The 20,775-nt window shown below is 68.6% G+C and carries 21 protein-coding genes and 1 tRNA gene; 12 read left to right on the top strand and 10 right to left on the bottom strand.

All coding sequences use genetic code 11. The annotated features are described in order from the left end of the window. Nucleotides 1-73: 73 nt before the first annotated feature. Together EV137_RS11015 and EV137_RS11010 are read right to left on the bottom strand one after the other, a co-directional pair. Nucleotides 74-253, bottom strand: a complete 180-nt coding sequence (locus EV137_RS11015; RefSeq protein WP_134128255.1) for a hypothetical protein — start codon at nt 251-253, stop codon at nt 74-76. A gap of 110 nt (nt 254-363) precedes the next feature. After that, nucleotides 364-2,517: an ATP-binding protein gene (locus EV137_RS11010; RefSeq protein ID WP_134128253.1), complete on the bottom strand. Its 2,154-nt coding sequence runs from the start codon at nt 2,515-2,517 to the stop codon at nt 364-366. Between the two features lie 122 nt (nt 2,518-2,639). Between EV137_RS11010 and EV137_RS11005 the strand changes: the two genes are divergently transcribed. Further along, on the top strand, nt 2,640-3,071 hold the full coding sequence (locus EV137_RS11005) for an ester cyclase (protein WP_134128251.1): 432 nt from the start codon (nt 2,640-2,642) through the stop codon (nt 3,069-3,071). Between the two features lie 29 nt (nt 3,072-3,100). Here EV137_RS11005 and EV137_RS11000 read toward each other — a convergent pair whose 3' ends face one another. Continuing rightward, the gene (locus tag EV137_RS11000; protein WP_134128249.1) at nt 3,101-4,072 is read right to left on the bottom strand and encodes a LysR family transcriptional regulator; all 972 of its coding nucleotides are present in this window, start codon (nt 4,070-4,072) and stop codon (nt 3,101-3,103) included. Between the two features lie 168 nt (nt 4,073-4,240). Here EV137_RS11000 and EV137_RS10995 point away from each other — a divergent pair, with 168 nt between their 5' ends. Next, nucleotides 4,241-5,008, top strand: coding sequence for an alpha/beta fold hydrolase (locus EV137_RS10995; RefSeq protein ID WP_134128247.1), 768 nt, complete (start codon nt 4,241-4,243; stop codon nt 5,006-5,008). Between the two features lie 145 nt (nt 5,009-5,153). Here the strand turns inward: EV137_RS10995 and dnaN are convergent, their stop codons facing one another. From dnaN to EV137_RS10980, 3 genes are all read right to left on the bottom strand, one after another. Next, nucleotides 5,154-6,287, bottom strand: a complete 1,134-nt coding sequence (gene dnaN / locus EV137_RS10990) for a DNA polymerase III subunit beta (protein ID WP_134128245.1) — start codon at nt 6,285-6,287, stop codon at nt 5,154-5,156. A gap of 112 nt (nt 6,288-6,399) precedes the next feature. Further along, complete coding sequence (locus EV137_RS10985) at nt 6,400-7,242, bottom strand: S1 family peptidase (protein WP_134128243.1); 843 nt, start codon at nt 7,240-7,242, stop codon at nt 6,400-6,402. Nucleotides 7,243-7,312: 70 nt separating this feature from the next. Beyond that, nucleotides 7,313-7,921: an AAA family ATPase gene (locus EV137_RS10980; protein ID WP_134128241.1), complete on the bottom strand. Its 609-nt coding sequence runs from the start codon at nt 7,919-7,921 to the stop codon at nt 7,313-7,315. Nucleotides 7,922-8,177: 256 nt separating this feature from the next. On the opposite strand from EV137_RS10980, the gene EV137_RS10975 reads away from it, so the two are divergent. Further along, complete coding sequence (locus EV137_RS10975) at nt 8,178-8,480, top strand: hypothetical protein (RefSeq protein ID WP_134000697.1); 303 nt, start codon at nt 8,178-8,180, stop codon at nt 8,478-8,480. Beyond that, complete coding sequence (locus EV137_RS10970) at nt 8,477-8,755, top strand: hypothetical protein (protein ID WP_134128239.1); 279 nt, start codon at nt 8,477-8,479, stop codon at nt 8,753-8,755. Before EV137_RS10975 ends, EV137_RS10970 begins: the two co-directional genes overlap by 4 nt. A gap of 43 nt (nt 8,756-8,798) precedes the next feature. On the opposite strand, the gene EV137_RS10965 is transcribed toward EV137_RS10970, so the two are convergent. After that, nucleotides 8,799-8,872 (bottom strand) — tRNA-Arg (locus tag EV137_RS10965). A gap of 162 nt (nt 8,873-9,034) precedes the next feature. Between EV137_RS10965 and EV137_RS10960 the strand changes: the two genes are divergently transcribed. Continuing rightward, on the top strand, nt 9,035-10,546 hold the full coding sequence (locus EV137_RS10960; protein WP_134128237.1) for a PrsW family intramembrane metalloprotease: 1,512 nt from the start codon (nt 9,035-9,037) through the stop codon (nt 10,544-10,546). 642 nt (nt 10,547-11,188) lie between these two features. On the opposite strand, the gene EV137_RS41390 is transcribed toward EV137_RS10960, so the two are convergent. Next, the gene (locus EV137_RS41390) at nt 11,189-12,238 is read right to left on the bottom strand and encodes a hypothetical protein (RefSeq protein ID WP_134128235.1); all 1,050 of its coding nucleotides are present in this window, start codon (nt 12,236-12,238) and stop codon (nt 11,189-11,191) included. Between the two features lie 79 nt (nt 12,239-12,317). On the opposite strand from EV137_RS41390, the gene EV137_RS41385 reads away from it, so the two are divergent. The 3 genes from EV137_RS41385 to EV137_RS10940 all read left to right on the top strand — a co-directional run bounded on the left by EV137_RS41385 (nt 12,318) and on the right by EV137_RS10940 (nt 16,134). Next, nucleotides 12,318-12,590, top strand: a complete 273-nt coding sequence (locus EV137_RS41385) for a hypothetical protein (RefSeq protein WP_134128233.1) — start codon at nt 12,318-12,320, stop codon at nt 12,588-12,590. A 134-nt stretch (nt 12,591-12,724) separates the two neighbouring features. Further along, nucleotides 12,725-14,458: a GTPase family protein gene (locus EV137_RS41380; protein WP_238175221.1), complete on the top strand. Its 1,734-nt coding sequence runs from the start codon at nt 12,725-12,727 to the stop codon at nt 14,456-14,458. After that, the gene (locus EV137_RS10940) at nt 14,455-16,134 is read left to right on the top strand and encodes a GTPase (protein WP_134128231.1); all 1,680 of its coding nucleotides are present in this window, start codon (nt 14,455-14,457) and stop codon (nt 16,132-16,134) included. The genes EV137_RS41380 and EV137_RS10940 overlap by 4 nt, the downstream gene beginning before the upstream one ends. Before the next feature lie 50 nt (nt 16,135-16,184). On the opposite strand, the gene EV137_RS10935 is transcribed toward EV137_RS10940, so the two are convergent. Further along, nucleotides 16,185-16,802, bottom strand: coding sequence for an SRPBCC family protein (locus EV137_RS10935; RefSeq protein ID WP_166679823.1), 618 nt, complete (start codon nt 16,800-16,802; stop codon nt 16,185-16,187). Nucleotides 16,803-16,883: 81 nt separating this feature from the next. Beyond that, complete coding sequence (locus tag EV137_RS10930; RefSeq protein ID WP_134128229.1) at nt 16,884-17,387, bottom strand: single-stranded DNA-binding protein; 504 nt, start codon at nt 17,385-17,387, stop codon at nt 16,884-16,886. Nucleotides 17,388-17,536: 149 nt separating this feature from the next. Between EV137_RS10930 and ettA the strand changes: the two genes are divergently transcribed. From ettA to EV137_RS10910, 4 genes are all read left to right on the top strand, one after another. Continuing rightward, the gene (ettA, locus tag EV137_RS10925) at nt 17,537-19,219 is read left to right on the top strand and encodes an energy-dependent translational throttle protein EttA (protein WP_134000685.1); all 1,683 of its coding nucleotides are present in this window, start codon (nt 17,537-17,539) and stop codon (nt 19,217-19,219) included. 129 nt (nt 19,220-19,348) lie between these two features. Next, nucleotides 19,349-19,681: an ArsR/SmtB family transcription factor gene (locus EV137_RS10920; RefSeq protein WP_134128228.1), complete on the top strand. Its 333-nt coding sequence runs from the start codon at nt 19,349-19,351 to the stop codon at nt 19,679-19,681. Next, a complete protein-coding gene (locus EV137_RS10915; protein ID WP_238175220.1) occupies nt 19,678-20,157 on the top strand; it encodes an SRPBCC domain-containing protein in 480 nt (159 codons plus the stop codon). The genes EV137_RS10920 and EV137_RS10915 overlap by 4 nt, the downstream gene beginning before the upstream one ends. Continuing rightward, nucleotides 20,154-20,774: a dihydrofolate reductase family protein gene (locus EV137_RS10910; RefSeq protein WP_134128226.1), complete on the top strand. Its 621-nt coding sequence runs from the start codon at nt 20,154-20,156 to the stop codon at nt 20,772-20,774. The genes EV137_RS10915 and EV137_RS10910 overlap by 4 nt, the downstream gene beginning before the upstream one ends. The last annotated feature ends 1 nt before the right edge of the window (nt 20,775 follow it).

Raw genomic sequence — 20,775 nt, 5'->3', positions numbered from 1 at the left:
CACTTGGTAGACAGTCTACCAAGTGCCATGCCTTGACATATACCTCCGGCGCCGGTCGCCCGGTACGCCGGGGTCAGGCCGCGGACTCGTCCGCGTTCCGGCGGCCGTCGTCGTGTGCGCCACGGGCCTCTCGGGCGGTCAGCTCGGCGAGCTCGGCATCGAGATCGACCGGCTTGTTCAGCTCCTGCAGCTCCGGGGCATCCGGGAACTGCGGCCGCGCCGCCAGAGCACCGAACCTACGGGTGAAAATCATCTCCAACATCTCCTTCTGAATTCTGGCTTCTGTATACATTCAACCAGCCGTACTCACCGGTTATGCCCCCGTCCCCTGTGATCCGGCTTACGTACGGCGTGATCCCCGTCTCATGCTCCGCGGAAGCGACGGGCCAGGAGAGCGTCGAAGGGGTGGAGTTGTACGCCGAGGCGGGCGCGGAGGCAGGCGGCGTCGTGGGCGAGCTCTGCCGTCCGCTCGGCGTCACCGCGGACCGCGGCGACCCAGCTGAGCCCTTCCAGACTTTCGGCCGCTCCCCACTCGGTTCCGGTGCCGTTCTGGACGAGTTCCGCCGCGAAGAGCTGCTCGGCGCGTTCCAGCTGGCCGTTGAGGAGGGCTGCGGCGGCAAGGTGGCGGTTGGCACGACTCAGGTACGTCTCGTCGCCCATTTCCGCGTACTGGCGCGCCGCGTCGACGAAGTGGTGTTCCGCGGCGGCGACGTCACCGGCGTGCAGTTCAGCCAGGCCGAGATTCAGCGCGGAAGTCGCAATGAGCCAAGGCTCGTCGGTCCCGCGCAGCGTCTCCTGTGCTGTGCGGAACGACGACCGCGCGGCTTCGGTGGCGCCCGCTGCCATCTCCGTCATGCCACGAAGCGTCAGCGCGTTCCGTCGATGTACTGCATCACGCGTGCGCTCGGCGACTTGGAGCAACTCCTCGACATAGATCGCTGTCTGCTCGACGTGGCCCTGGTGGAATGCCAGCCAGCCGGCGCCCCAAAGAGCCTTCGCCCGGTACTGCGGTTCACTGCCGTCGTCGGCGTCGAGCGCCTCGGTCACCCATCGGAGGCCCTCTGGCATTCCACCTCGCCACAACCAGAACATCCAGAGCGAGCCGGCCAGGGCAAGTGCGCGTGGTGGGTCAGTGGCGAGCAGCCGGCGATGAGCGCTGCGCACGTTGGACAGGTCGGCATCGAGGCGTAGGTGGGCGGCGCTCTGGCCCGTCGTACGCAGCAACGGCTCGAGGTCCTGGACCAACCTGAGGAAGTAGTCCGCGTGCCGGGCCTGCAGCATGGTGGTCTCGGCATGTACGGCGGCCTCGTGCGCGGCGTACTCGCGGACCACATCCAGCATCTGGTACCGCGTCCCGCAGATCTGATGAGGTGACGCCGTCACCAGGTTGTGGTCGAGCAGCGTGGAGAGCAGCTCGAGCGAATCCTTCCCGCAGACGGCATCGGCAGCTTCGAGCGTCCACCCTGCGAAGACCGACAGCCGCCTCATCAGGACCTGCGCGGCCGGCTCCAGCAAGTCGTAGCTCCAGGCGACAGTTGCCTGCATCGACTCCTGACGTCGCGGCAGATCCCGCGGCCCACGCGCCAGGACGCGGCTCCCGCTCTCGAGTTGTCGCGCGAGATCGGTCAAGGACAGGTGGCGTGTCCGGGCCGCGGCCAGCTCGATGGCCAGCGGTACGCCGTCCAGCCGCCGGCAGACGTCCGCGACCAGCGATGCGTCGACGGCCACGTGACGGTTGGCGGCGTGCGCGCGATCGACGAACAACTCCTCCGCGGCCGCCATCGTCGACGCGTCGGCCGCAAGCGGCAGTGGTCCAAGTGCGAACTCGCGTTCACCGTTCAGCCGCAGCCGTGCCCGGGTCGTCACCAGCAGAGTCAGTCCGGGACAGCGGGACAGGAGATCGGACAGTCCCGGCGCTGCGGGCAGCAGATGCTCGAACGTGTCCAGGACCAACAGGTAGCGCCGTACGCCGATCGCTCGGGCCAAGCCGCCGAGCACGTCCGCGGCGATCGCGGTCGCGCCGACGGATCTGGCGATCTCGTGCAGCACCAGCGTGTGGTCCCCGAGTTGGCCGAGTTGCACCCAGTGGACCTCGGACAGCCTCGATGCGCGCGCTCGTGTTGCTTCCAGCGCGAGGCGCGTCTTACCGACGCCACCAGGCCCGGTGACAGTGATCAGTAGTGGGGGATCGCCGGCCAGCAGCTCGCCCAACTCCGCGAGCTCCCGCTGCCGCCCGAACAACGCCGTACGCGGCGCGGGAAGGTCACGGCCGGTGTCCGTCGGTGAGACGACGGGTGAAAGCCCGCGAGCGACCCGCTCGAAAGCGCTGCGGTCGGCCGCCTCCAGTCCCAGCGCGGTCGCGAGCTGTCTGGCGGTGGCTGGATAGATCCGGCGCCGGGCTCCGCGCTCGATGTCGCTCACCGCCCGCACGCTGATACCGGCTCGCTCGGCGAGTTCCTCCTGAGTCAGCGCGGCCAGCGACCGGAAACGCCGCAGTACGGCGGCCAGATCGGCCATCGCCGCACCTCCTCCCCGCCGCGGACCGAGCCGGTCAGCAAGTCGGTGGGTCAGTCGTCATGTTCTAGCCGCCCTCCGCCGGTCACGCTGAGAACGTCCAGATCCAGTCAGGGGAGGCCACGATGTCCACCGAGAACAACAAGCTACTCGTCCGGCGGCTGTACGACGAGGTGCTCAACCAGCAGCGCGCCGAGTCCGTCGCGGAGCTGGCGACGCCGGACTACGTCGAGCACGATCCGGTTCCGGGCCAGGGTGAGGGCCTAGCCGGGCTGACCGACCGCATCCGCCTGCTGACGTCGGCGTTCGCTCCGCGGTTCGAGATCGAGGACCTGGTGGCCGAGGGAGACCGGGTCGTGGTCCGCTGGACGCACACCGGCACGCACATCGGCGACTTCGCGGGTATCCCGCCGACCGGCCGTTCCTTCCAGATCGCCGGCATCGATATCTACCGGATCGAGTCCGGCCGCCTCGCCGAACACTGGCATGTCATCGACGAGCTCCGCCTGCTCCAGCAGATCGGCGTGGTTCCAACCTTCGACGCTGCTTCCGCCTGAGATCTGAGCGTGGATCACTTCTGGGTTCGTCAGGCGCCTGCGGTCAAAGACTTGCTCGCTATGTCGAGATAGCCCGAGCCCATCAGGTGCACGTCGAGCAGGCTGTCCAGGGACTTGTGGACGCCGGCTTGCCGGGCGACGTCGAGCAGGGCGCGGGCGAGTACGGGTTCAGGGCTCCGGGCGGCGATCACCAGGCCGACCCGCGGCCCGTGCGCCGGGCGTTTGAGCGGCACGACGCGCATCCCGTCCGGTACGCCGAACATGTGCAGCCACGCGTGCGAGATCACCGTCGACCAGTGGTTGCCGTGCAGGTGGCTGTAGAGACCGGAGACCGTGTCGCTCTCGATCGACGGTGTCGCGATCGCGCCGTCGTCGGTGAAGTACCCGTTCATGATCCGGCGGTTGCGCATCTCGGGGGAGAGCAGGCAGAGCGGCAGTTCGGCGACCTGCGCCCATGTCGCCACCGGCAGGTCGGCGAGTTCGTTGTCCTTCGGGGTGAGCAGCAGGTACCGCTCCTCGTACAGCGGCGTCTTGCGCACCTGGCCGAGCGTGTCGTCGTCGAGGTACGTCATCGCGACGTCCAGCTCGAACTCGGCCAGCTTCTGCGTGATGTCCCGCGACGACAGCGACTCGAGCGTGACGCGCGTGTTCGGGTGGCGCTCGCAGAACGGTGTCGTCAGCAGCGAGACAACCGGCATCGCGGTCGGGATCGCGCCGAGCCGGAGCGTTCCGTTCAGGCCGCCGCGCATCATCGACAACTCGTGCCGGAGCGCGTCCTGTTCGGCGAGGATCCGCTGCGCCCAGAGCAGCACCCGCTCGCCCTCGGGAGTCAGGCCCTCGAAGCGTCGGCCGCGGCGCACGATCGGTACGTCGAGCTCCTGCTCGAGCTTGCGGATCGCGGCGGACAGTGACGGCTGGGAGACGTAACAGGCGTCCGCTGCCCGGGCGAAGTGCTTCTCGCGGGCAAGGGCGACTAGGTACTCCAGTTGCCGGAGCAGCATCAAACAGCCCGGATCGGTGTGCAGTCTCCTGTATACATAATCCAACTGTAGTGAGCTTCTGGCGGGCCGGGAAGGTTTCGCGGTCGTGTGAGGTGGATCACACTGTGTCTGTCTGGTGAACCCTCGCTCGACGGTTGGGCAGAGACCTGTTCGGCAAAGGAGTTTGTGATGGAGAAGGTTGTCTCGAAGGACGGCACCGAGCTCGCGTACGACACCTACGGCAGTGGCCCCGTACTCGTGCTCGTCGCCGGAGGGTTCACCGACCGCTCGCGGTACGTCGAGGACGCCACAGCGCTCTCCGCGACGTTCACCGTCGTGAACTACGACCGGCGGGGCCGTGGTGATTCCGGCGACACGTTGCCGTACGCGGTGGAGCGTGAGTGGGAGGACCTCGACGCCGTGCGCACGGCGACCGGCGCGCGGTTCGCGTGCGCGTACTCGTCCGGGTCGATGGTGTTGCTGCAGGCCGGCCTGCCGTTCGAGAAGCAGGCGATCATGGAGCCGCCGTTCCGGGTCGATGGCGCACCGCCTGCTCCTGAGCGGTACCTCGAGCGGCTCCAGGAGTTCGTCGCCGCCGGGAACCCGGGTGGAGCGGCCGAACTGTTCATGGTCGAGGCAGTCGGCCAGCCGAAAGAGGTGGTCGACCAGATTCGGCAGACGCCGATGTGGGCCGGGTTGGAGGCCATCGCGCACACGCTGGTGTACGACGCTCTGCAGCTGGGGGACAGCTCCGTACCGGTGGAGCTGCTGGCGTCGGTCGACGTACCGACGCTGGGGCTGTACAGCAATGCCAGTCCGGAGTGGCTGCGGAGGTCCGTGCAGGAGGCCGTTGGTGCGTTGCCGCAGGGCACGGTGCAAGGACATGACGGGACGTTCCACACGCTGCCGTCGGCGACGCTGGCTCGGGTGCTGTCGGACTACTTCCTCACTGCGTGAACCACTCGACCGGGTCCTCTTCGACCGGGGAAGGCCCCGGTCGAAGAGGCGCGTGAGACGTGGCGCCAGCGGCCGCTCCATGCCGTAACGGGTGCCTCCGCTGGGTCTGTGTTTTCTGGTTGGAGCTGTAGATCGCGGGTTGGCATCAGGTTGGTAGGCGCATGGGCATCAGGATGTAGGCGGAGTCGGAGGTCGGCGCGTCGTCGGGGGAGTGCAGGCCGGTCAGGTTGGCTGGTTTGGTGGGTTGGGTGAAGGCGAAATGCGCGATCGGGGCGCCCAGCGACGTCAGGCCGTCGAGCAGGTAGCCGGCGTTGAAGCCGGCCACGACCGGTTCGCCGGTGAGCGTGACCTCGACGGACTCCGAGGCCTGCGCCTCTTCGCCGTTGCCCGCGTCGAGCGTCGCCGTACCGTCCGCGAAGGTGACACGCACCGGCGACGACCGCTCCGCCACCAGCGCCACCCGCTTGACGACCTCGATCAGCGCCGCCGTCTCCACGGTGATGGTGCTGGTGATCGCGTTCGCGGCCGGGATCAGGCCGCGAACCTTCGGAAACTCGCCGTCGATCAGCCGGCTCGTCGCCCGCCGCCCACCACCCTCGAACCCGATCAACCCGTCCCCAGTGCGGGTTGAACCGAGCGCAAGGGTCAGGTCGTGACCGGACATCGCCTTGGCGACGTTCAGTAGCAGTTTGGCCGGAACCAGCACGTTCGCCTCGACGCCGGCATCGGCCGGCTCCCAGGGGAACGTCCGGAGCGCCAGCCGGTACCGATCGGTGGCGAGCAGTGAAATGGCCGACCCGCGGAGCTCCAGCCGGATCCCGGTGAAGACCGGGAGCGTGTCGTCCCGGCCGGCCGCGCTCACCACCTGAGCGACCGCGTGCGCGAAGACGTCTCCGTCGACCACGCCACTCACCGCGGGCATCTCCGGTAACGCCGGATACTCGTCGAGCGGCAGGGTGTGAAGGACGAATCGGGCGGACCCACTGCTCACCTGGACCCGAGCCGCCTCACCGCTCAGATCCACCGAGTCCCGGGGCATGCTCCGGCAGATGTCCGACAGCAACCGCCCGGACACCAGCACCCGCCCCTCGTCGGCCACCTCGGCCGGCACGCTGACCTGCCCCGAGCTCTCGTAGTCGAATCCGGACAACGTCACCTGCCCGTCCGCGGCCTCGACCACCATCCCGGCCAGAATCGGCACGCTCGGCCTGCTCGGCAGCCCACGCGCAACCCATCCGACCGCCTCGGCCAGCACCTCACGCCCGACTCGAACCTTCATCCCAGCTCCTCCCCATCGACAGGCCCAACTCAATCAGCCGCCTCCGACAGTTTCCGAAACGCGAACGATCCGGCCGCACACCAGGCGCGGCCGGATCGTCGACGAGCGAAGGTCAGTAGACAGTCACACCGTACGCCGACGCGGCTTCGGTGACGGGCTGGAAGAACGTCGTACCTCCGCTGCGGCAGTCGCCGCTGCCGCCGGAGGTGATGCCGATCGCCTTCGAGCCGTCGTACAGCGGACCGCCGGAGTCGCCAGGCTCGGCGCACACGTTGGTCTGGATCAGGCCGCCGACTTTGCCGGCGCCGGAGTACCGCACGGTGACGTTGAGGGCTGTCACCGTGCCACTGTGGGTGCCGGTCGTCGAGCCCTTGCGAGTGACGTTCTCACCGACAAAGGCGTTGGCCGCCGTGAAGCCGCCCGGGTGGCTCAGCGAGGTGTTCGTGTACTGCACCAGCGCGTAGTCATTGCCAGGGAAGCTGTAGCCGGCCGTCGGGCCGATCAGCGTGCTGTGGCTCGAGTTGGTGTACCAGGTCTTGGCGACCTTGCCGCAGTGGCCGGCTGTCAGGAAGTAGTAGCTGCCGCCCTTCTGCACGTTGAATCCGAGCGAGCAGCGGTACTGCCCGCCGTAGATCGCGTCGCCGGCTGACAGGAGCGGCCTGAAGACACCGCTCGTGCGGTTGACCTGAACGCCGTCGCGCTGCAGCGAGGCAAGGTCTTTGGCGGACACGGTGCTGTCGGCTGTGACGACAACCTTGCCCGCAGCCGCGTCGGTGTACCAAGCGACCCCTCGTACGGCGGACTGCTCGACAGCAGACTGCGCCGCGGCCAGTTGCGCAGCCGGCGACGGAGCCTTCGCCTCCGCCGGTACGGCGTACAGGGATGCTGCGACCGCACCGACGACGGCTAGGAGTTGGGCGGTGCGGCGCACGCGTGACGTACGTTCGATCCTCACGGGTTCCTCCTGAGGCATCACGGGACCGAGTGGGCGGGGTCCCTCGACACCAACATGTTCCCGCGTGAGGTCAGCGACAACCAGACCTCGCGTAGTGGTCACCGAACGCGATCTGCTCCACCTGATCGGCTTCGCGCCGTGACAGGACCAGCGCCGACAGTGCCCCCGGCACCACGCTGCCCGGGTCGCTCGCTGCCCTCGCGACCACGTCCGGCCACCGTCTGCAGTGGGTCTGCATGCTGGTCGACCGCACGACCCGTCCGCGGGCCCACTGGCCGGAGCGAGCTACGTCTCCCGGTACGTCGAGGAGGATGAGGTGCAGCGGTAGGCCTGCTTGGCGGGCACGCCAACCGATGAGGTGTCGTGCCCAGGGACGGGTTGCGCAGTCGTGGATCACCAGCGGCCCGCGGCCGGGGCGCATCGCGTTCAAGAGGGTCACGTAGTACACCAGATGCACGAGTGGCCGCCAGACGGCGTAGGGGACTGCGCCGAGGACAGTCATCCAGCGCTCCCGGATGTGGGCGGAGTCGAGCACTCGCACCGTGCTGTGGCCGGCGAACACTCGACGCAGGAACGTGCTCTTTCCTGCGCCGGGTATGCCGGCCAGCACTACGACAGCGTCAACGGCGTACCTCAGCTCCCGTCCCCGTACTACTCCTTCGATGACTCCTGCATGCATCAGGTGCGTCCTTCCCACGCGTACCGGTAAGACGAACGGCACGCGTGGATCGCCCCGAGAACGAACTGAGAAGTCGCTAGGAACTCCCTGAGATTCACGGTCCCGCAAACGTCCGGGCCCGGAACTTGAGTGGGAGATGCGAATCGTCGGCCGAGGGGTTGCGTGGGTTCGGAGGCGGTCAGAGACTGGCAGAAAGGGCCCCTCCGCCCCAGGGCTGTCGCCTTCGGTGAACCCGGCCGAAACTCCGAGGTGCCTGATGACCGAACCCCCGCCTACCCCCACTCCCTGTCCGATCCTGCACCTGGATCTAGGACCCCTCGACCTGAACCTACTGGGGCTCCACGTCCACCTGAACGAGGTGGTGCTCGACATCGAAGCCATCCCCGGCCCCGGCAACCTGCTGGGCAACTTGCTCTGCGCCATCGCCGGATTGCTGGACGGCATCGATCTCAGCGGGGTGCTGGGCAACCTGCTGCAGAATCTGATCGACGCCCTGATCCGGCTGCTCGAAGGCCTCGGCGCCGGCGGTGCGGCACGCCCGGCCGTCCCACCCACGTGAACGGTCCGGTAGACGACTCCGCTCAACGGATCGAGCGGGCGACCGCCGACCTCGAGGACCTGCGGCGACTGCTGGTGCGGGCGGGTGAAGGAGAGATCGATCCCGCCGAGCTGCGGTCGGCGCTCGAGGCGTACTGGAGCGGCAACCGTCCCGTTCTGGTCGCGATGGCCGCATGGTTGGGCGAGCAACTGCGGGTACAGACCCTGCAAGCGCTGTACCAATGGCGGGCCGAGCTGACCCGATCCGTGTCGCCACGCCGTGATCCGCCCCGGTGACCATGTCGTGGGCTCCCGGCTCGTGACCTGGGAATTTGCGCAGCGCCCCCGGCAGGACTCGAACCTGCGACCAACGGATTAGAAGTCCGACGCTCTATCCAGCTGAGCTACGGGGGCGTATGGCACGGAAGAGTCTCTCAGATCTCCGGGTGATCGCGCCTCTGGGTTCCCGATCGTGGGGGTTCCGGGCGCGGCGAAGTACAGGGCTGTCGTTCCATCCCGGTAACGCTGAGTGGGTGGTCCTGCCGCTGGATCTGCACCCCAACTAGGCTGCGGGGCATGAGTTACCCCTCACCAGGCCAGTCCGGCGCGCCGCAACCCGCGGCGGGGTCGGCGTACTCGCCCGGCGGACCGTACCCGCAGCCCAACGTACTCGGGGAACATCCCGTGCCCGGGCAGCGGCGGAACCGCGGTGTGCTGATCGGCATCGTGATCGCGGTGGTCTTCGCGATCGCGGGTCTGGTGATCTTCGGCATCGTGGCCAAGTCGACCGGCGCCGGCGGCTTCACCTGGGGCCTGGTCTTCGCGTTCGTCCCGGTCATCCCGGTGATCGCGCTCTACCTCTGGCTGGACCGGTACGAGCCCGAGCCGACGAAGTACATCGTCTTCGCGCTCTGCTGGGGCGCGTTCATCGCCACGCTGGCCGCCATCTTCATCAACACCGAGGTGTCGCACCGGCTGGCCGAGACCGGCGTCGGCGGCGACCGGTCCGCCGTCTTCGTCGCGCCGCCGGTGGAGGAGTTCGCCAAGGGCTCCGTGATCCTGCTGCTGGCGCTGGTCCGGCGCAAGGAGTTCGACGGCATCATCGACGGCCTGGTGTACGCCGGGATGGTGGGCGTCGGCTTCGCCTTCACCGAGAACATCCTGTACTACGGCCGCGTCTTCAACACGCTCTCCGAGGAGGCCGGCAGCGACGCCGGTCTGCGCGGTGCGTTCGCGCTGTTCATCATCCGCGGCGTGATCTCGCCGTTCGCGCATCCACTCTTCACGTCGTTCACCGCGATCGGCATCGGCGTGGCGATCCGGCACCGAAGTACCGTCGTACGGTATCTGGCCCCGGTGGTCGGGTATCTGGCCGCGGTACTGGCGCATGCGGCGTGGAACGCGTCCGCGAGCTGGGCCGGGGGCGGGGGCTTCATCCTCGCGTACCTGTGCCTGATGGTCCCGCTCTTCATCTGCCTCGTGGTCTTCGCGCTGATGATGCGGTCACGGGAGGGGCAGATGATCGCGTCCAGGCTGTACGACTACGTGCGGTTCGGGTGGCTCGTGCCGCAGGACGTACCGCTGATCGCGACGCTGCGCGGGCGCAAGGCGCTGCGGCAGAACGCGCGGCGGTACGGCGCCCAGGCGGAGGTTGCCGCGAAGGCGTTCCAGCACAACGCCACCGAACTGGCGTACCTGCGAGACAAGATCGTCCGCCAGGTGATCGGGCCCGAGGCGCTGGAGACCGAGAAGGCGCTTCTCGACGAGCTCCGCGAGCGGCGTTCGACCGTCCCGTTCCCCCCGATGCCGGCATTCGCCCAGGCCGCCCCGCTGTACGCCGGTGCACCGGTGCCGCCTGGTGGGCCGATCGGACCCGGCGGGGCGATGCCTGGACCGGGTGGTGGACCGGGTGGTGGACCAGGTGGCCAGGGCGCGTATCCGCGCCCGCAGGACGCTTATCCGCCCGCTCAGCCCGGGTATCCCGCTGGGCAATCCGGTCACGGGGCCGGTCAGCCCGGTTACCCACCGGGACCCCCTGGTCAACAAGGACCGCCGGGAGGATACGGTCCGTATCCACCACCGCAGTGACTGCCACCCGTCCACGCCGCCAAACGGGGATGACGATGACTTTGCTTCTGCGCTGTCCGACCGGGCACTCTGTGCTCGTGGGCGGACACCGTGGCTGACATCAGGTCAGCAGCTGGCGACGGTTCGGAACCGCGGGTTCCGAACCAGGATCAGCCTGCCCAGGAGCTGGCGAACCTCATCGCTCAGTCAACTCCCAAGCCCCGAGGCTTCTGGCGCCGCCGGCGCCGCAAGCCCACCCCTGAAGAACCAGTCCCGACCGACCAACCCACGTCCTCGCCCGCCGACGCCTCGGACGACGGTTCCGCGTCAGACACCCAGGCGGGCGACGGCGCAGGTGCTCCGGCTGGGGTCAGTGCCGTGTCTGGGGACGGTGCAGTGTCTGGGGACGTCGGCAGGTCAGCTGAGGATGGTTCCGTGGGTGGGTCGTCCGCGGAGGCCGCAGCTGAGTCGGCAGGCGCCGAGTCTGACGGTGCTTCGGGCGATGGTCCCGGGGAGGACAGCCAGGCTGAGGGGCGCACGGACGAAGAAGCAGGAGATCGTGCAGACGACCAGGCTTCGGCTGGGTCCGACGGCGTGGACGCTGGTACGTCGGGGGCCGAGCGCGACGACGTACCTGCGGACAACGCAGACGACCGGCCGCGGTCAGCTATTGGGATCGTGTACGAGCCTGACGAGTCTCCTGACGGCTTCCCGCTTGAGTACGGCAACATCATTGTCGGTCTTCCTAAGCAGTCGGAGACGTCCGAGGCGTCGGCCGACGCGGATGTCGCGGGCGATGAGCAGGCGGGCGATACGCAGGCCACGGTGCAGGCTGACGCACAGGCAGGCGCCGACGCGACGGCGGGCGGTGACAGCGAGCCCGCTCACGATGCTGCGCCTGTCGCCGCAGATCAGCCCGCAGACGACGCCGCGGATGAGCCTGCAGATGAAGTTGCAGCTGACGCCGACGATGGCGATGAGGTTGCGGCCGAGAGCTCGGACGGGGCCGACGCCGTAGATGCGGATGTCGCCTCCGACGAGTCGGCGACTGATTCGACGGAGGACACCACCTCCGACGGTGAAGCTGACGTTGCCGACGACGAGGGTGCGCCCAGCGACGCGGGAGTGGACGGCGTCGCGGTTGCAGATGCGCAGGCGGACGAAGCTGCCGAGGCGGACGTAGCTGACGAGGACCCGGGCGCGGCCGGGGCAGATGCTGTGGGCAACGACCCGGGTGGCGCGGACGCGGACGACGCTGCTGGAGCGGATGAATCGGCCGGCGCGGGCACGGGTGCTGCTGGCGAGGAGCCGGGGACGGATGCGGCGGGTGCTGCCGGCGAGGAGTCGGCGGATGCTGTGGGCAACGACTCGGTGGTTGGGGACGAGGACGGCGCTGCGGGTGGTGAAGCCGGTGCAGTTGCGGATGGTGTTGGGGACGTCGACGAGGCTGTAGGCCAGGTTGATGGTGCTGGGGATGTGTCGGCGGATGGCTCCGGCGAGGGGTCGGCGGATGCTGCGGGCGACGACTCCGCGGGTGGTGGGGACGAGGACGGCGCTGCGGGTGCTGGATCGGGTGAGTCGGCTGGTGCGGACGCGGGTGCTGCTGGCGAGGAGCCGGGGGCGGATGCGGCGGGTGCTGCTGGCGAGGAGTTGGCGGATGCTGCGGGCAACGACTCGGTAGGTGGGGACGAGGACGGCGCTGCGGGTGCTCAAGCCGGTGCGGCTGCGGACGGTGTTGGCGATGCCGACGAGGCTGTAGGCCAGGTTGATGGTGCTGGGGATGTGTCGGCGGATGGCTCCGGCGAGGGGTCGGCGGATGCTGCGGGCGACGACTCCGCGGGTGGTGGGGACGAGGACGCCACCGCGGGTGCTGGAGTGGATGAGTCGGCTGGTGCGGACGCGGGTGCTGCTGGCGAGGAGCCGGGGGCGGATGCGGCGGGTGCTGCTGGCGAGGAGTCGGCGGATGCTGCGGGCAACGACTCGGTGGGTGGGGACGAGGACGGTGCTGCGGGCGCTGGAGCCGGTGCAGTTGCGGATGGTGTTGGGGACGTCGACGAGGCTGTAGGCCAGGCTGATGGTGCTGGGGATGTGTCGGCGGATGGCTCTGGCGAGGAGTCGGCGGGTGAGGGTGCGGGGGCTGATGCTGAGGAGCTGACTGCGGAGGAGTTGGCTGAGCGGTTGGCGGCTGAGCAGGCTGCTATGGCTTTGATTACTGCTCTGATGAAGTTGCGGGGTGTGCTGGCGGGGAGTCAGTTGCCGTTGGAGGTTGTGGGCGCTGATGAGGCTCGGCAGCAGCAGAAGTCGATGCTGGATCAGCTGGACGACTACCTGCTGCCTCGGCTCGTGCAGCTCGAGGCGCCGATTCTGGCCGTGGTCGGTGGGTCCACCGGGGCCGGGAAGTCGACACTCGTCAACACGGTGATCGGCAAGGTCGTGAGCGAGCCAGGCGTACTGCGGCCGACGACGCGGTCCCCGGTGCTGATCCATCACCCGGCGGACGCCGACTGGTTCGTCGGGGACCGGGTGCTGCCGGGCATGGCGCGGACGAGTTCGGACGAGCCTGGCGGGATGGAGGACGCGGGACAGTTGCGGCTGGCGGCGGCCGACAGCGTTCCGCGCGGGCTGGCGATTCTGGACGCGCCGGACATCGACTCGGTCGTCGAGGCGAACCGTGATCTTGCGACCCAGCTGCTCGCGGCGGCCGATCTCTGGCTGTTCGTGACGACCGCGGCCAGGTACTCCGACGCGGTGCCCTGGGAGTTCCTGCAGAGTGCCTCGGATCGCAGTACGGCGGTCGCGGTGGTGCTCGACCGGGCCCCGAGCGAGACGATCGACGACATCACCGGGCACCTCGCGCAGATGCTGCTCGAGCGCGGGCTCGGCGACTCGCCGCTGTTCTCGATCCAGGAGACGGTTGTCGACAGCAACGGAATGTTGCCGCAGCAGTCCGTTGCCTCGATCAAGGACTGGCTGGTCGACCTGGCCGCCGACGCGGAGGCGCGGGCGGCCGTCGTCCGCCGCACCCTGCAAGGTGCGGTCAGCGCGATGGTGAAGAAGACCCCGTCGTTCGCGGCCGCGGTGAGGGCGCAGGCCGAGGCCGCTGTCGAGCTGCGGACCTCGGTGGAGTCGGCGTACGACCAGGGCGTCAAGGACATTGCGAAGGCGTGCCAGGACGGGACGCTGTTGCGCGGCGAGGTGCTGGCGCGGTGGCAGGAGTTCGTCGGGACCGGCGAGCTGCTGAAGGGGCTGCAGTCCAATGCGGGCCGGTTGCGGGACCGGTTGAAGAGCTCGCTCGGCAACAAACCGGCAGAGACCCGCGACGTCAGCGACGCGATCCAGTCCGGCTTGGAGTCGCTGCTGCGCGAGCACGCGGCTGCTGCGGCGGAGCGCGCCGAGAAGGCGTGGCAGGCAACCGCTCCGGGTCGCCAGCTCCTGGCCGCCGCCGAGACCGGCCAAGCCGCTAACGGTGCCGAGGGCAACGATGGCCGGTCGCTCGGTGCGATGTCGGAGGAGTTCCCGGCAGCGGCGAGCCGGACGGTGCGGGAATGGCAGACGTTCGTCCTCGATCTGGTCCGTAGAGAAGGCGCGGACAAGAAGTCGACGGCGCGCATTCTGGAGTACGGCGTCAACGGGCTCGGCCTTTCGCTCATGGTGGTGGTGTTCGCCAGCGGGGCCGGCATCCCGAAGGGCGCTCAGACCAGCGCCGGAGCGGGCAGCGCGGTCGTCGGGCAGCGGCTGCTGGAGGCAGTTTTCGGCGACAAGGCAGTTCAGGGCATGGTCGATAGGGCGCGCGAGGATCTTGACGGTAAGGTTCATGCCCTGATGGATGCCGAATTCGCCCGCTATCTGGCTGTCCTTGACCAGCATCCGGTCGACGCCGAGACGGCCAGGCAACTGACGGAGGCCGCGCGCGCGGTGGAGGACTGCACGTGACGGAAACAGTGGATACGGTCGAGACCCCGACGCGGGCCGAGACCGATGTCCTGAAGAAGATCGACGCGCTCAAGGCGGCCGCGGAGGCCGGCGACGGACGGCTGGATCCCGTCGTGCTCACGGAGGCCACGCAGATCGTCGACCGCGCCGGGCAGCGCCTGCGCATGTCGGGGGACCTGACGGTGGTCGCGCTCGCGGGCGCGACGGGCTCGGGGAAGTCCTCGCTGTTCAATGCGCTGACCGGGCTCGACCTGGCCGCGATCGGCACGCGCCGGCCGACCAGTTCGATGCCGCTCGCCTGTGTCTGGGGTGACGAACCGGCCGGTGAGGTGCTGACCTGGCTGGGTATCCCGCGCCGGCACCAGGTGCAGCACCGCAGCTCGCTCGAGGACGCCCGGTCCGAGGACCTGGACGGTCTGGTCCTGCTGGACCTTCCCGACCACGACTCGACCGAGGTGGAGCACCGCTTGATCGTCGACCGGCTCGTTGAGCTGGTCGACATGCTGGTGTGGGTGGTGGATCCGCAGAAGTACGCCGATGCCGCACTGCACAACCGCTACATCAAGCCGTTCGCCTCGCATTCCGGGGTGATGGTGTTCGCGCTGAACCACATGGACAAGCTGACGCCGGAGCAGCGGAAGAGCTGCCTCGAGGACCTGGACAAGCTGCTCAAGTCGGACGGTCTCAAGTCGCCGACGGTCGTTGCCACGTCGGCGGTCAGCGGCGACGGTCTGGAAGAGGTTCGCTCCCTTCTGGTCAAGCGAGTCAGCAACAAGCGCGCAGCGCGCGTACGGCTCGCGGCCGATGTCGATCGGGTCGCGGACCGGATGGCGAGCCAGTGTGGCAACGCCAAGACGCCCGAGATCGCCGAGGCCGACGTCACCGAACTCGTCGACTCGCTCGCGGACGCGAGCGGATTGACGGTCGTGTCGGACGCCGTACGGCGCTCCTACCTGCAGCGCGCCCGGGCTGCGACGGGGTGGCCGCTGACCAAGTGGCTGGGACGGTTCCGTCCGGATCCGTTGCGGCGGCTGCACGGCGACCAGATGTCGCGCGAGGAAGGCAAGGCGTTGCGCAAGTCCGCGGCGAGCGAGGTCGCGATCGCCCGCTCTTCGTTGCCTGCGGCAACTCCTGTGCAGCGGGCGCGGATGGATGCGGCGGTCCGCACGATCACGAACAAGGCCGCCGAAGGGCTGTCCCGTCCGTGGGCGGACTCGGTGCGTTCGGCGATCCGGCGGCGCGAGGAGTCGCTCGGGGACGAGCTCGACCAGGCCGTCGCGCGGACCGACCTTGGTGTGTCCAGCAATCCCGGGTGGTGGAGCTTCGCCCGGGTGGTGCAATGGCTCCTCTTCCTCGTGACGCTCGGCGGCGCCGCCTGGCTGATCGCTTTGCTGGTGGCGCGGATCGCTGACCGGAATGAGCCGCCGCTGCCCGAGTGGAACGGCATTCCCTACGCGTGGATCATGCTGGTCGGTGGTGCCGTCCTGGGATTGGCGCTCTCCTTCGTCTGCCGCCTGGCCGCCACGAGCGGGGCGCTGCGGCGGTCCCGGCAGGTGGCGACGGCGCTGCGGGCCGAGCTGGTGAATGTCGCCGACAGCCACGTGGTTGCTCCGGCCCGCGAGGAGCTTGCGGCCTACACCAAGTGCCGCGACAGCGTCGCCACCGCCCGCCAGTAGTCGTACCGGCGGGCAGGCGACGCCCGCCCGCCGCACCTCCCGAGTAAGACTCAGAGCTCGGCGTCTGGCGCGTACTGCGACAGGGAGATCTTGGCGGCGCTGAGGAGATCCTCCTCCGTGGTGGTGCCGGATGCCCGGATGGCTTCGATCCAGGCGCGGACGGACTGCTCGTTGTAGTCGATGACTTCGGGGGAGTCGGCCATCTGGACCGGGTCGGCGTCGGCCGGCAGCTCGCCGGAGACGTAGAGCGCCAGGCCGAGCAGGCCGCCGTCCCAGCCCGGACCGACCCACAGTGCGCCGGCGCCACCGGGGGCCGGGGCCTCGCCCATCGAGTGTTCGAGCTCGAGCTCGGTGGAGGCGCCCGCGCCGGGCAGCAGCCGCAGCTCGAGCAGGCTGTTCGGACCGCCGAAGGTCACCTTGAAGCTCTTCGGCGGATCGCACTCCAGGATGTCGCCGCCGGCGTTGCCCTCCAGCTGGAACGAACCGCCGACCTTGAGGTCCCCGGTGACGGGCATGAACCAGCGCCGCATCCGGTCCGGGTCCGTCAGGGCGTCCCACACCTCCGCCGGCTCGGCCTGGTAGGAACGGCGCATCAGCACCGTCACGGTCTCGCCGGTGCGGCTGACCTCGCGCTGGACCGCGTTGATGTGCTCGAGGATGTCGATCACGGATGGTTCCCTCTCCTGCTCGGCTGCTGCGACGATCCTCAGAATGCCGGTCAGGACTTATATAAGTCAACATTGAGATAGTCATGCCGCCTCCGCGGTCGCGGACAGCGGGAGAGGCGCCACGGAGTACTCGTCGGGCGGGTACGGCGCGGCGGTCGTCTCGGTCGGGCGCTCGGCGGACTCGGCGGACCCGGCGGGCGTGCGGACCGAGTCCGTGCGCGGCGCGTTCTTCGCGAAGGTCGTCGTACCGCGGTTGAGGTCGTGGCCGAGGGAGAAGGCTTCGAGGATGACGCGGCTGTGTTGCTCGCCGGAGTCGTCGGTCCATTCGTGGGTGCGGAGGCGGCCGGTGACGATGACGGGGTGGCCGACCCGGAGGGAGTCGAAGGCGTTCTGGGCGAGGCTCCGCCAGCACTGCACCGTGTACCACGTAGTGGGTTTGTCCACGTAGGTGTTGAGGGATCTGTCGAACTGGCGGGGAGTGGAGCCGAGCCGGAAGCTTGCGTGCGGAGTCTGGCGGATCTCCTTGAAATCGGGTTCGCTGCCGATCCAGCCCAGAACAGTGAGGTAGGTGTCGCCGAGGCTCATGACGGGTTCCTTCCGTTCGGAGAGCGTGTGCTGTCACCCGGAGAAGGTGCACCTGTCGCACCCCGATCGGCGGCCCGAACTTCGGGTCTGTGGACAACCGCCACGGCCTGGTTGGGAAACGGGCCACCCCAGCACATAGGCTCTGGGGTATGGCGGAATTCATCTACACGCTGCGCAACGTCCGGAAGGCGCACGGCGACAAGGTCGTTCTCGACAATGTCACGCTGAACTTCCTCACCGGCGCGAAGATCGGCGTGGTCGGGCCGAACGGCACCGGCAAGTCCTCGCTGTTCAAGATCATGGCGGGGCTCGACCAGCCCTCCAACGGCGAGGCCCGGCTGGCCGAGGGTGCGACGGTCGGGATCCTGCTGCAGGAACCGCCGCTGACCGAGGGCAAGACCGTGCTGGAGAACGTCCAGGAAGGGGTCGGCGACACCAAGCAGAAGCTGGACCGCTTCAACGAGATCTCCGCCGAGCTGGCCGATCCGGACGCCGACTACGACACGCTGCTGGCCGAGATGGGTGATCTGCAGACCGAGCTGGACCACCGCAACGCCTGGGATGTCGACGCCCAGCTGGAGCAGGCGATGGACGCGTTGCGTTGCCCGCCGGCCGACGTACTGGTGGACAACCTGTCCGGTGGTGAGCGCCGCCGGGTCGCGCTGTGCAAGCTGCTGCTGCAGCAGCCCGACCTGCTGCTCCTCGACGAGCCCACCAACCATCTGGACGCGGAGTCCGTGCTCTGGCTCGAGCAGCACCTGCAGAAGTACTCCGGCGCCGTCATGGCGATCACCCACGACCGGTACTTCCTGGACAACGTCGCCGAGTGGATCCTCGAGCTCGACCGCGGCCGGACGTACGGCTACGAGGGCAACTACTCGAAGTACCTGGAGACCAAGCAGCAGCGGCTGGTCGTCGAGGGGCAGAAGGACGCCAAGCGGCAGAAGATCCTGGAGCGCGAGCTCGAGTGGGTCCGGTCGAACGCGAAGGCCCGGCAGACCAAGAGCAAGTCCCGGCTGGCCCGGTACGAGGAGCTCGCGGCCGAGGCCGAGCGGTCCCGGAAGCTGGACATCGACGAGATCAACATCCCCGGGGGTCCGCGGCTGGGCAGCACCGTGCTCGAGGTCTCGAAGCTGGTGAAGGGCTTCGGTGACCGCAAGCTGATCGACGGCCTGAGCTTCAGCTTGCCGCGGGCCGGCATCGTCGGCATCGTCGGCCCGAACGGCGTCGGCAAGTCGACGCTGTTCCGGATGATCGTCGGCGAGGAGCAGCCGGACGCGGGCTCGCTCAAACTCGGCGAGACGGTCAAGATCTCGTACGTCGACCAGTCGCGCGGCGGCCTGGACCCGAAGAAGACGGTCTGGCAGCAGGTGTCCGACGAGCTCGACTACATCAAGGTCGCGAACTTCGAGATGCCGAGCCGGGCGTACGTCGCCTCGTTCGGCTTCAAGGGCCCGGACCAGCAGAAGCCGACCGGCGTGCTGTCCGGCGGTGAGCGGAACCGGCTGAACCTGGCGCTGACGCTGAAGATGGGCGGCAACCTGCTGCTCCTCGACGAGCCGACCAACGACCTGGACGTCGAGACCCTGCAGTCGCTCGAGGACGCCTTGCTGGAGTTCCCGGGCTGTGCGGTGGTCGTGTCCCACGACCGGTGGTTCCTGGACCGCGTCGCGACCCACATCCTGGCCTGGGAAGGCACCGGCGACGACCCGGCGAAGTGGTTCTGGTTCGAGGGCAACTTCGCGTCGTACGAGGCGAACAAGGTCGAGCGCCTCGGCCCGGAGGCCGCCCGGCCGCACCGCGTCACGTACCGCAAGCTCACGCGCGACTGAGCGATCGAGCGACTGGGCGACTGAGCAAGCCGTCGAAGGACCCCGCCTTCACGCAGGAGCCGGGGTCCTTCGTGCTTCTCGACACTTAGCCCTTGCGCTAACTATCGAGCCGTGCCAATACTTAGCCTCATGGCACAGTATTCGGCGGACGTCGACGGCGTGTTCGTGGCGCTGGCCGACCCGACGCGGCGGAGGGTGATCCGGCGGCTGGGACAGGGGCCGACGAGCGTGGGAGAGCTCGCGGCCGAGTTCCCGATCACGTTGCCGTCGTTCATGAAGCACGTCCGGACGCTCGAGTCGAACGGCCTGATCCGCACGGTGAAGACCGGGCGGGTGCGGACGTGTGTACTCAATCGGGAGCGGCTGGAACTGGTGGACGACTGGCTTGCCGAGCAGCGGCGGATCTGGGAGGACCGCACCGACCGGCTGGAGCGTTTCGTCACAACGGAAGAGGAATCGTGAGTAGTGAACTGTTCGATCCGGAGCTGGATCTGCTGGTTGAGCGGGTGATCCGTGCGCCCCGGGAGGCCGTGTGGCGGGCGTGGACCGATCCGAAGCGGTTCGAGCAATGGTGGGTGCCGGCGCCGGCGGTCTGCCGGGTCGAGCGGCTGGACGTGCGGCCGGGCGGGGCGATCGTGACGCGGTTGAGCGAGGACGGCGGTGAGTTCGTCCCGCATCTCGACGCGATGATCCTGGCCGCCGACGAGCTCGAGCGGATCGCGTTCACGAATGCGATCGACAGCACGTGGCGTCCGGCGGATCCACAGCCGATCGCGGTGACGGCCGACGTGTTCCTGGACGATCACCCCGACGGTACGGCGTACCGGATGGTGGCTCGGCACGGCGATCCCATGAGTCGCAAGCGGCACGCGGAGCTCGGGTTCGCCGACGGCTGGGGGACTGTCATCGTGCAGCTCGCGGAGTTGGTCGAGAAATGAGACTCGTGCTGACGGAGTTCGTCACCCTGGACGGCGTCAGTCAGGGGCCGGGGTCGCCGACCGAGGACACGACCGACGACTTCACCCGCGGCGGCTGGCTCGTGCCGTACATCGACGAGCTGTTCGTACGGCGGACCGCCGAGTGGCTGGAACAAGCCGACGGCCTCCTGCTCGGGCGACGTACGTACGACGCGTTCGCGCGGGACTGGCCGCAGATCACTGACCCCGACGACCCGTACGCCGACCGCATGAACTCACTGCCGAAGTACGTCGTGAGCAGCACGCTCACCGCGGGCACGTGGCATCCGACGACTGTCCTGCGCAGCCTCGACGACGTGGAAGAGCTGAAACGACAGGCGGACGGTGAGTTGCAGGTTCATGGCAGTGCGCGTCTCGGGAACGCGCTGCTGAAGGCAGGGGCGGTCGACCTGATGCGCTTGGTCGTAGCGCCGACCGTGCTCGGCAGTGGGAGGCGGTTGTTCGAGCAACCCGGTGACGCGGCTGGGCTGCGGCTCAAGGCGCAGGAGGCGACTCCGAGCGGTCTCCTGCTGCTCGAGTACGAGACGGTGGGCGCGGCTCCGGTGGCGGAGTACGAAGGCGTGACGGCGTACCTCTGAG

The organism is Kribbella pratensis, assembly GCF_004366075.1.
In the GTDB taxonomy this organism is placed as follows: Bacteria; Actinomycetota; Actinomycetes; order Propionibacteriales; family Kribbellaceae; genus Kribbella; species Kribbella pratensis.
This window is presented reverse-complemented; position numbering and strand designations above follow the sequence as displayed.

Excerpts from the sequence above, each read along its gene's own strand:
- EV137_RS11015 (WP_134128255.1), bottom strand. The coding sequence starts at position 253 with ATGATTTTCACCCGTAGGTTCGGTGCTCTGGCGGCGCGGCCGCAGTTC.
- EV137_RS10960 (WP_134128237.1), top strand. The coding sequence starts at position 9,035 with ATGAGTTACCCCTCACCAGGCCAGTCCGGCGCGCCGCAACCCGCGGCG.
- dnaN (WP_134128245.1), bottom strand. The coding sequence starts at position 6,287 with ATGAAGGTTCGAGTCGGGCGTGAGGTGCTGGCCGAGGCGGTCGGATGG.
- EV137_RS11010 (WP_134128253.1), bottom strand. The coding sequence starts at position 2,517 with ATGGCCGATCTGGCCGCCGTACTGCGGCGTTTCCGGTCGCTGGCCGCG.
- EV137_RS41385 (WP_134128233.1), top strand. The coding sequence starts at position 12,318 with ATGGCTCCGGCGAGGGGTCGGCGGATGCTGCGGGCGACGACTCCGCGG.
- EV137_RS10910 (WP_134128226.1), top strand. The coding sequence starts at position 20,154 with ATGAGACTCGTGCTGACGGAGTTCGTCACCCTGGACGGCGTCAGTCAG.
- ettA (WP_134000685.1), top strand. The coding sequence starts at position 17,537 with ATGGCGGAATTCATCTACACGCTGCGCAACGTCCGGAAGGCGCACGGC.
- EV137_RS10920 (WP_134128228.1), top strand. The coding sequence starts at position 19,349 with ATGGCACAGTATTCGGCGGACGTCGACGGCGTGTTCGTGGCGCTGGCC.
- EV137_RS11000 (WP_134128249.1), bottom strand. The coding sequence starts at position 4,072 with ATGCTGCTCCGGCAACTGGAGTACCTAGTCGCCCTTGCCCGCGAGAAG.
- EV137_RS10930 (WP_134128229.1), bottom strand. The coding sequence starts at position 17,387 with ATGAGCCTCGGCGACACCTACCTCACTGTTCTGGGCTGGATCGGCAGC.
- EV137_RS41380 (WP_238175221.1), top strand. The coding sequence starts at position 12,725 with ATGGCTTTGATTACTGCTCTGATGAAGTTGCGGGGTGTGCTGGCGGGG.
- EV137_RS10975 (WP_134000697.1), top strand. The coding sequence starts at position 8,178 with ATGACCGAACCCCCGCCTACCCCCACTCCCTGTCCGATCCTGCACCTG.
- EV137_RS10995 (WP_134128247.1), top strand. The coding sequence starts at position 4,241 with ATGGAGAAGGTTGTCTCGAAGGACGGCACCGAGCTCGCGTACGACACC.
- EV137_RS10980 (WP_134128241.1), bottom strand. The coding sequence starts at position 7,921 with ATGCATGCAGGAGTCATCGAAGGAGTAGTACGGGGACGGGAGCTGAGG.
- EV137_RS11005 (WP_134128251.1), top strand. The coding sequence starts at position 2,640 with ATGTCCACCGAGAACAACAAGCTACTCGTCCGGCGGCTGTACGACGAG.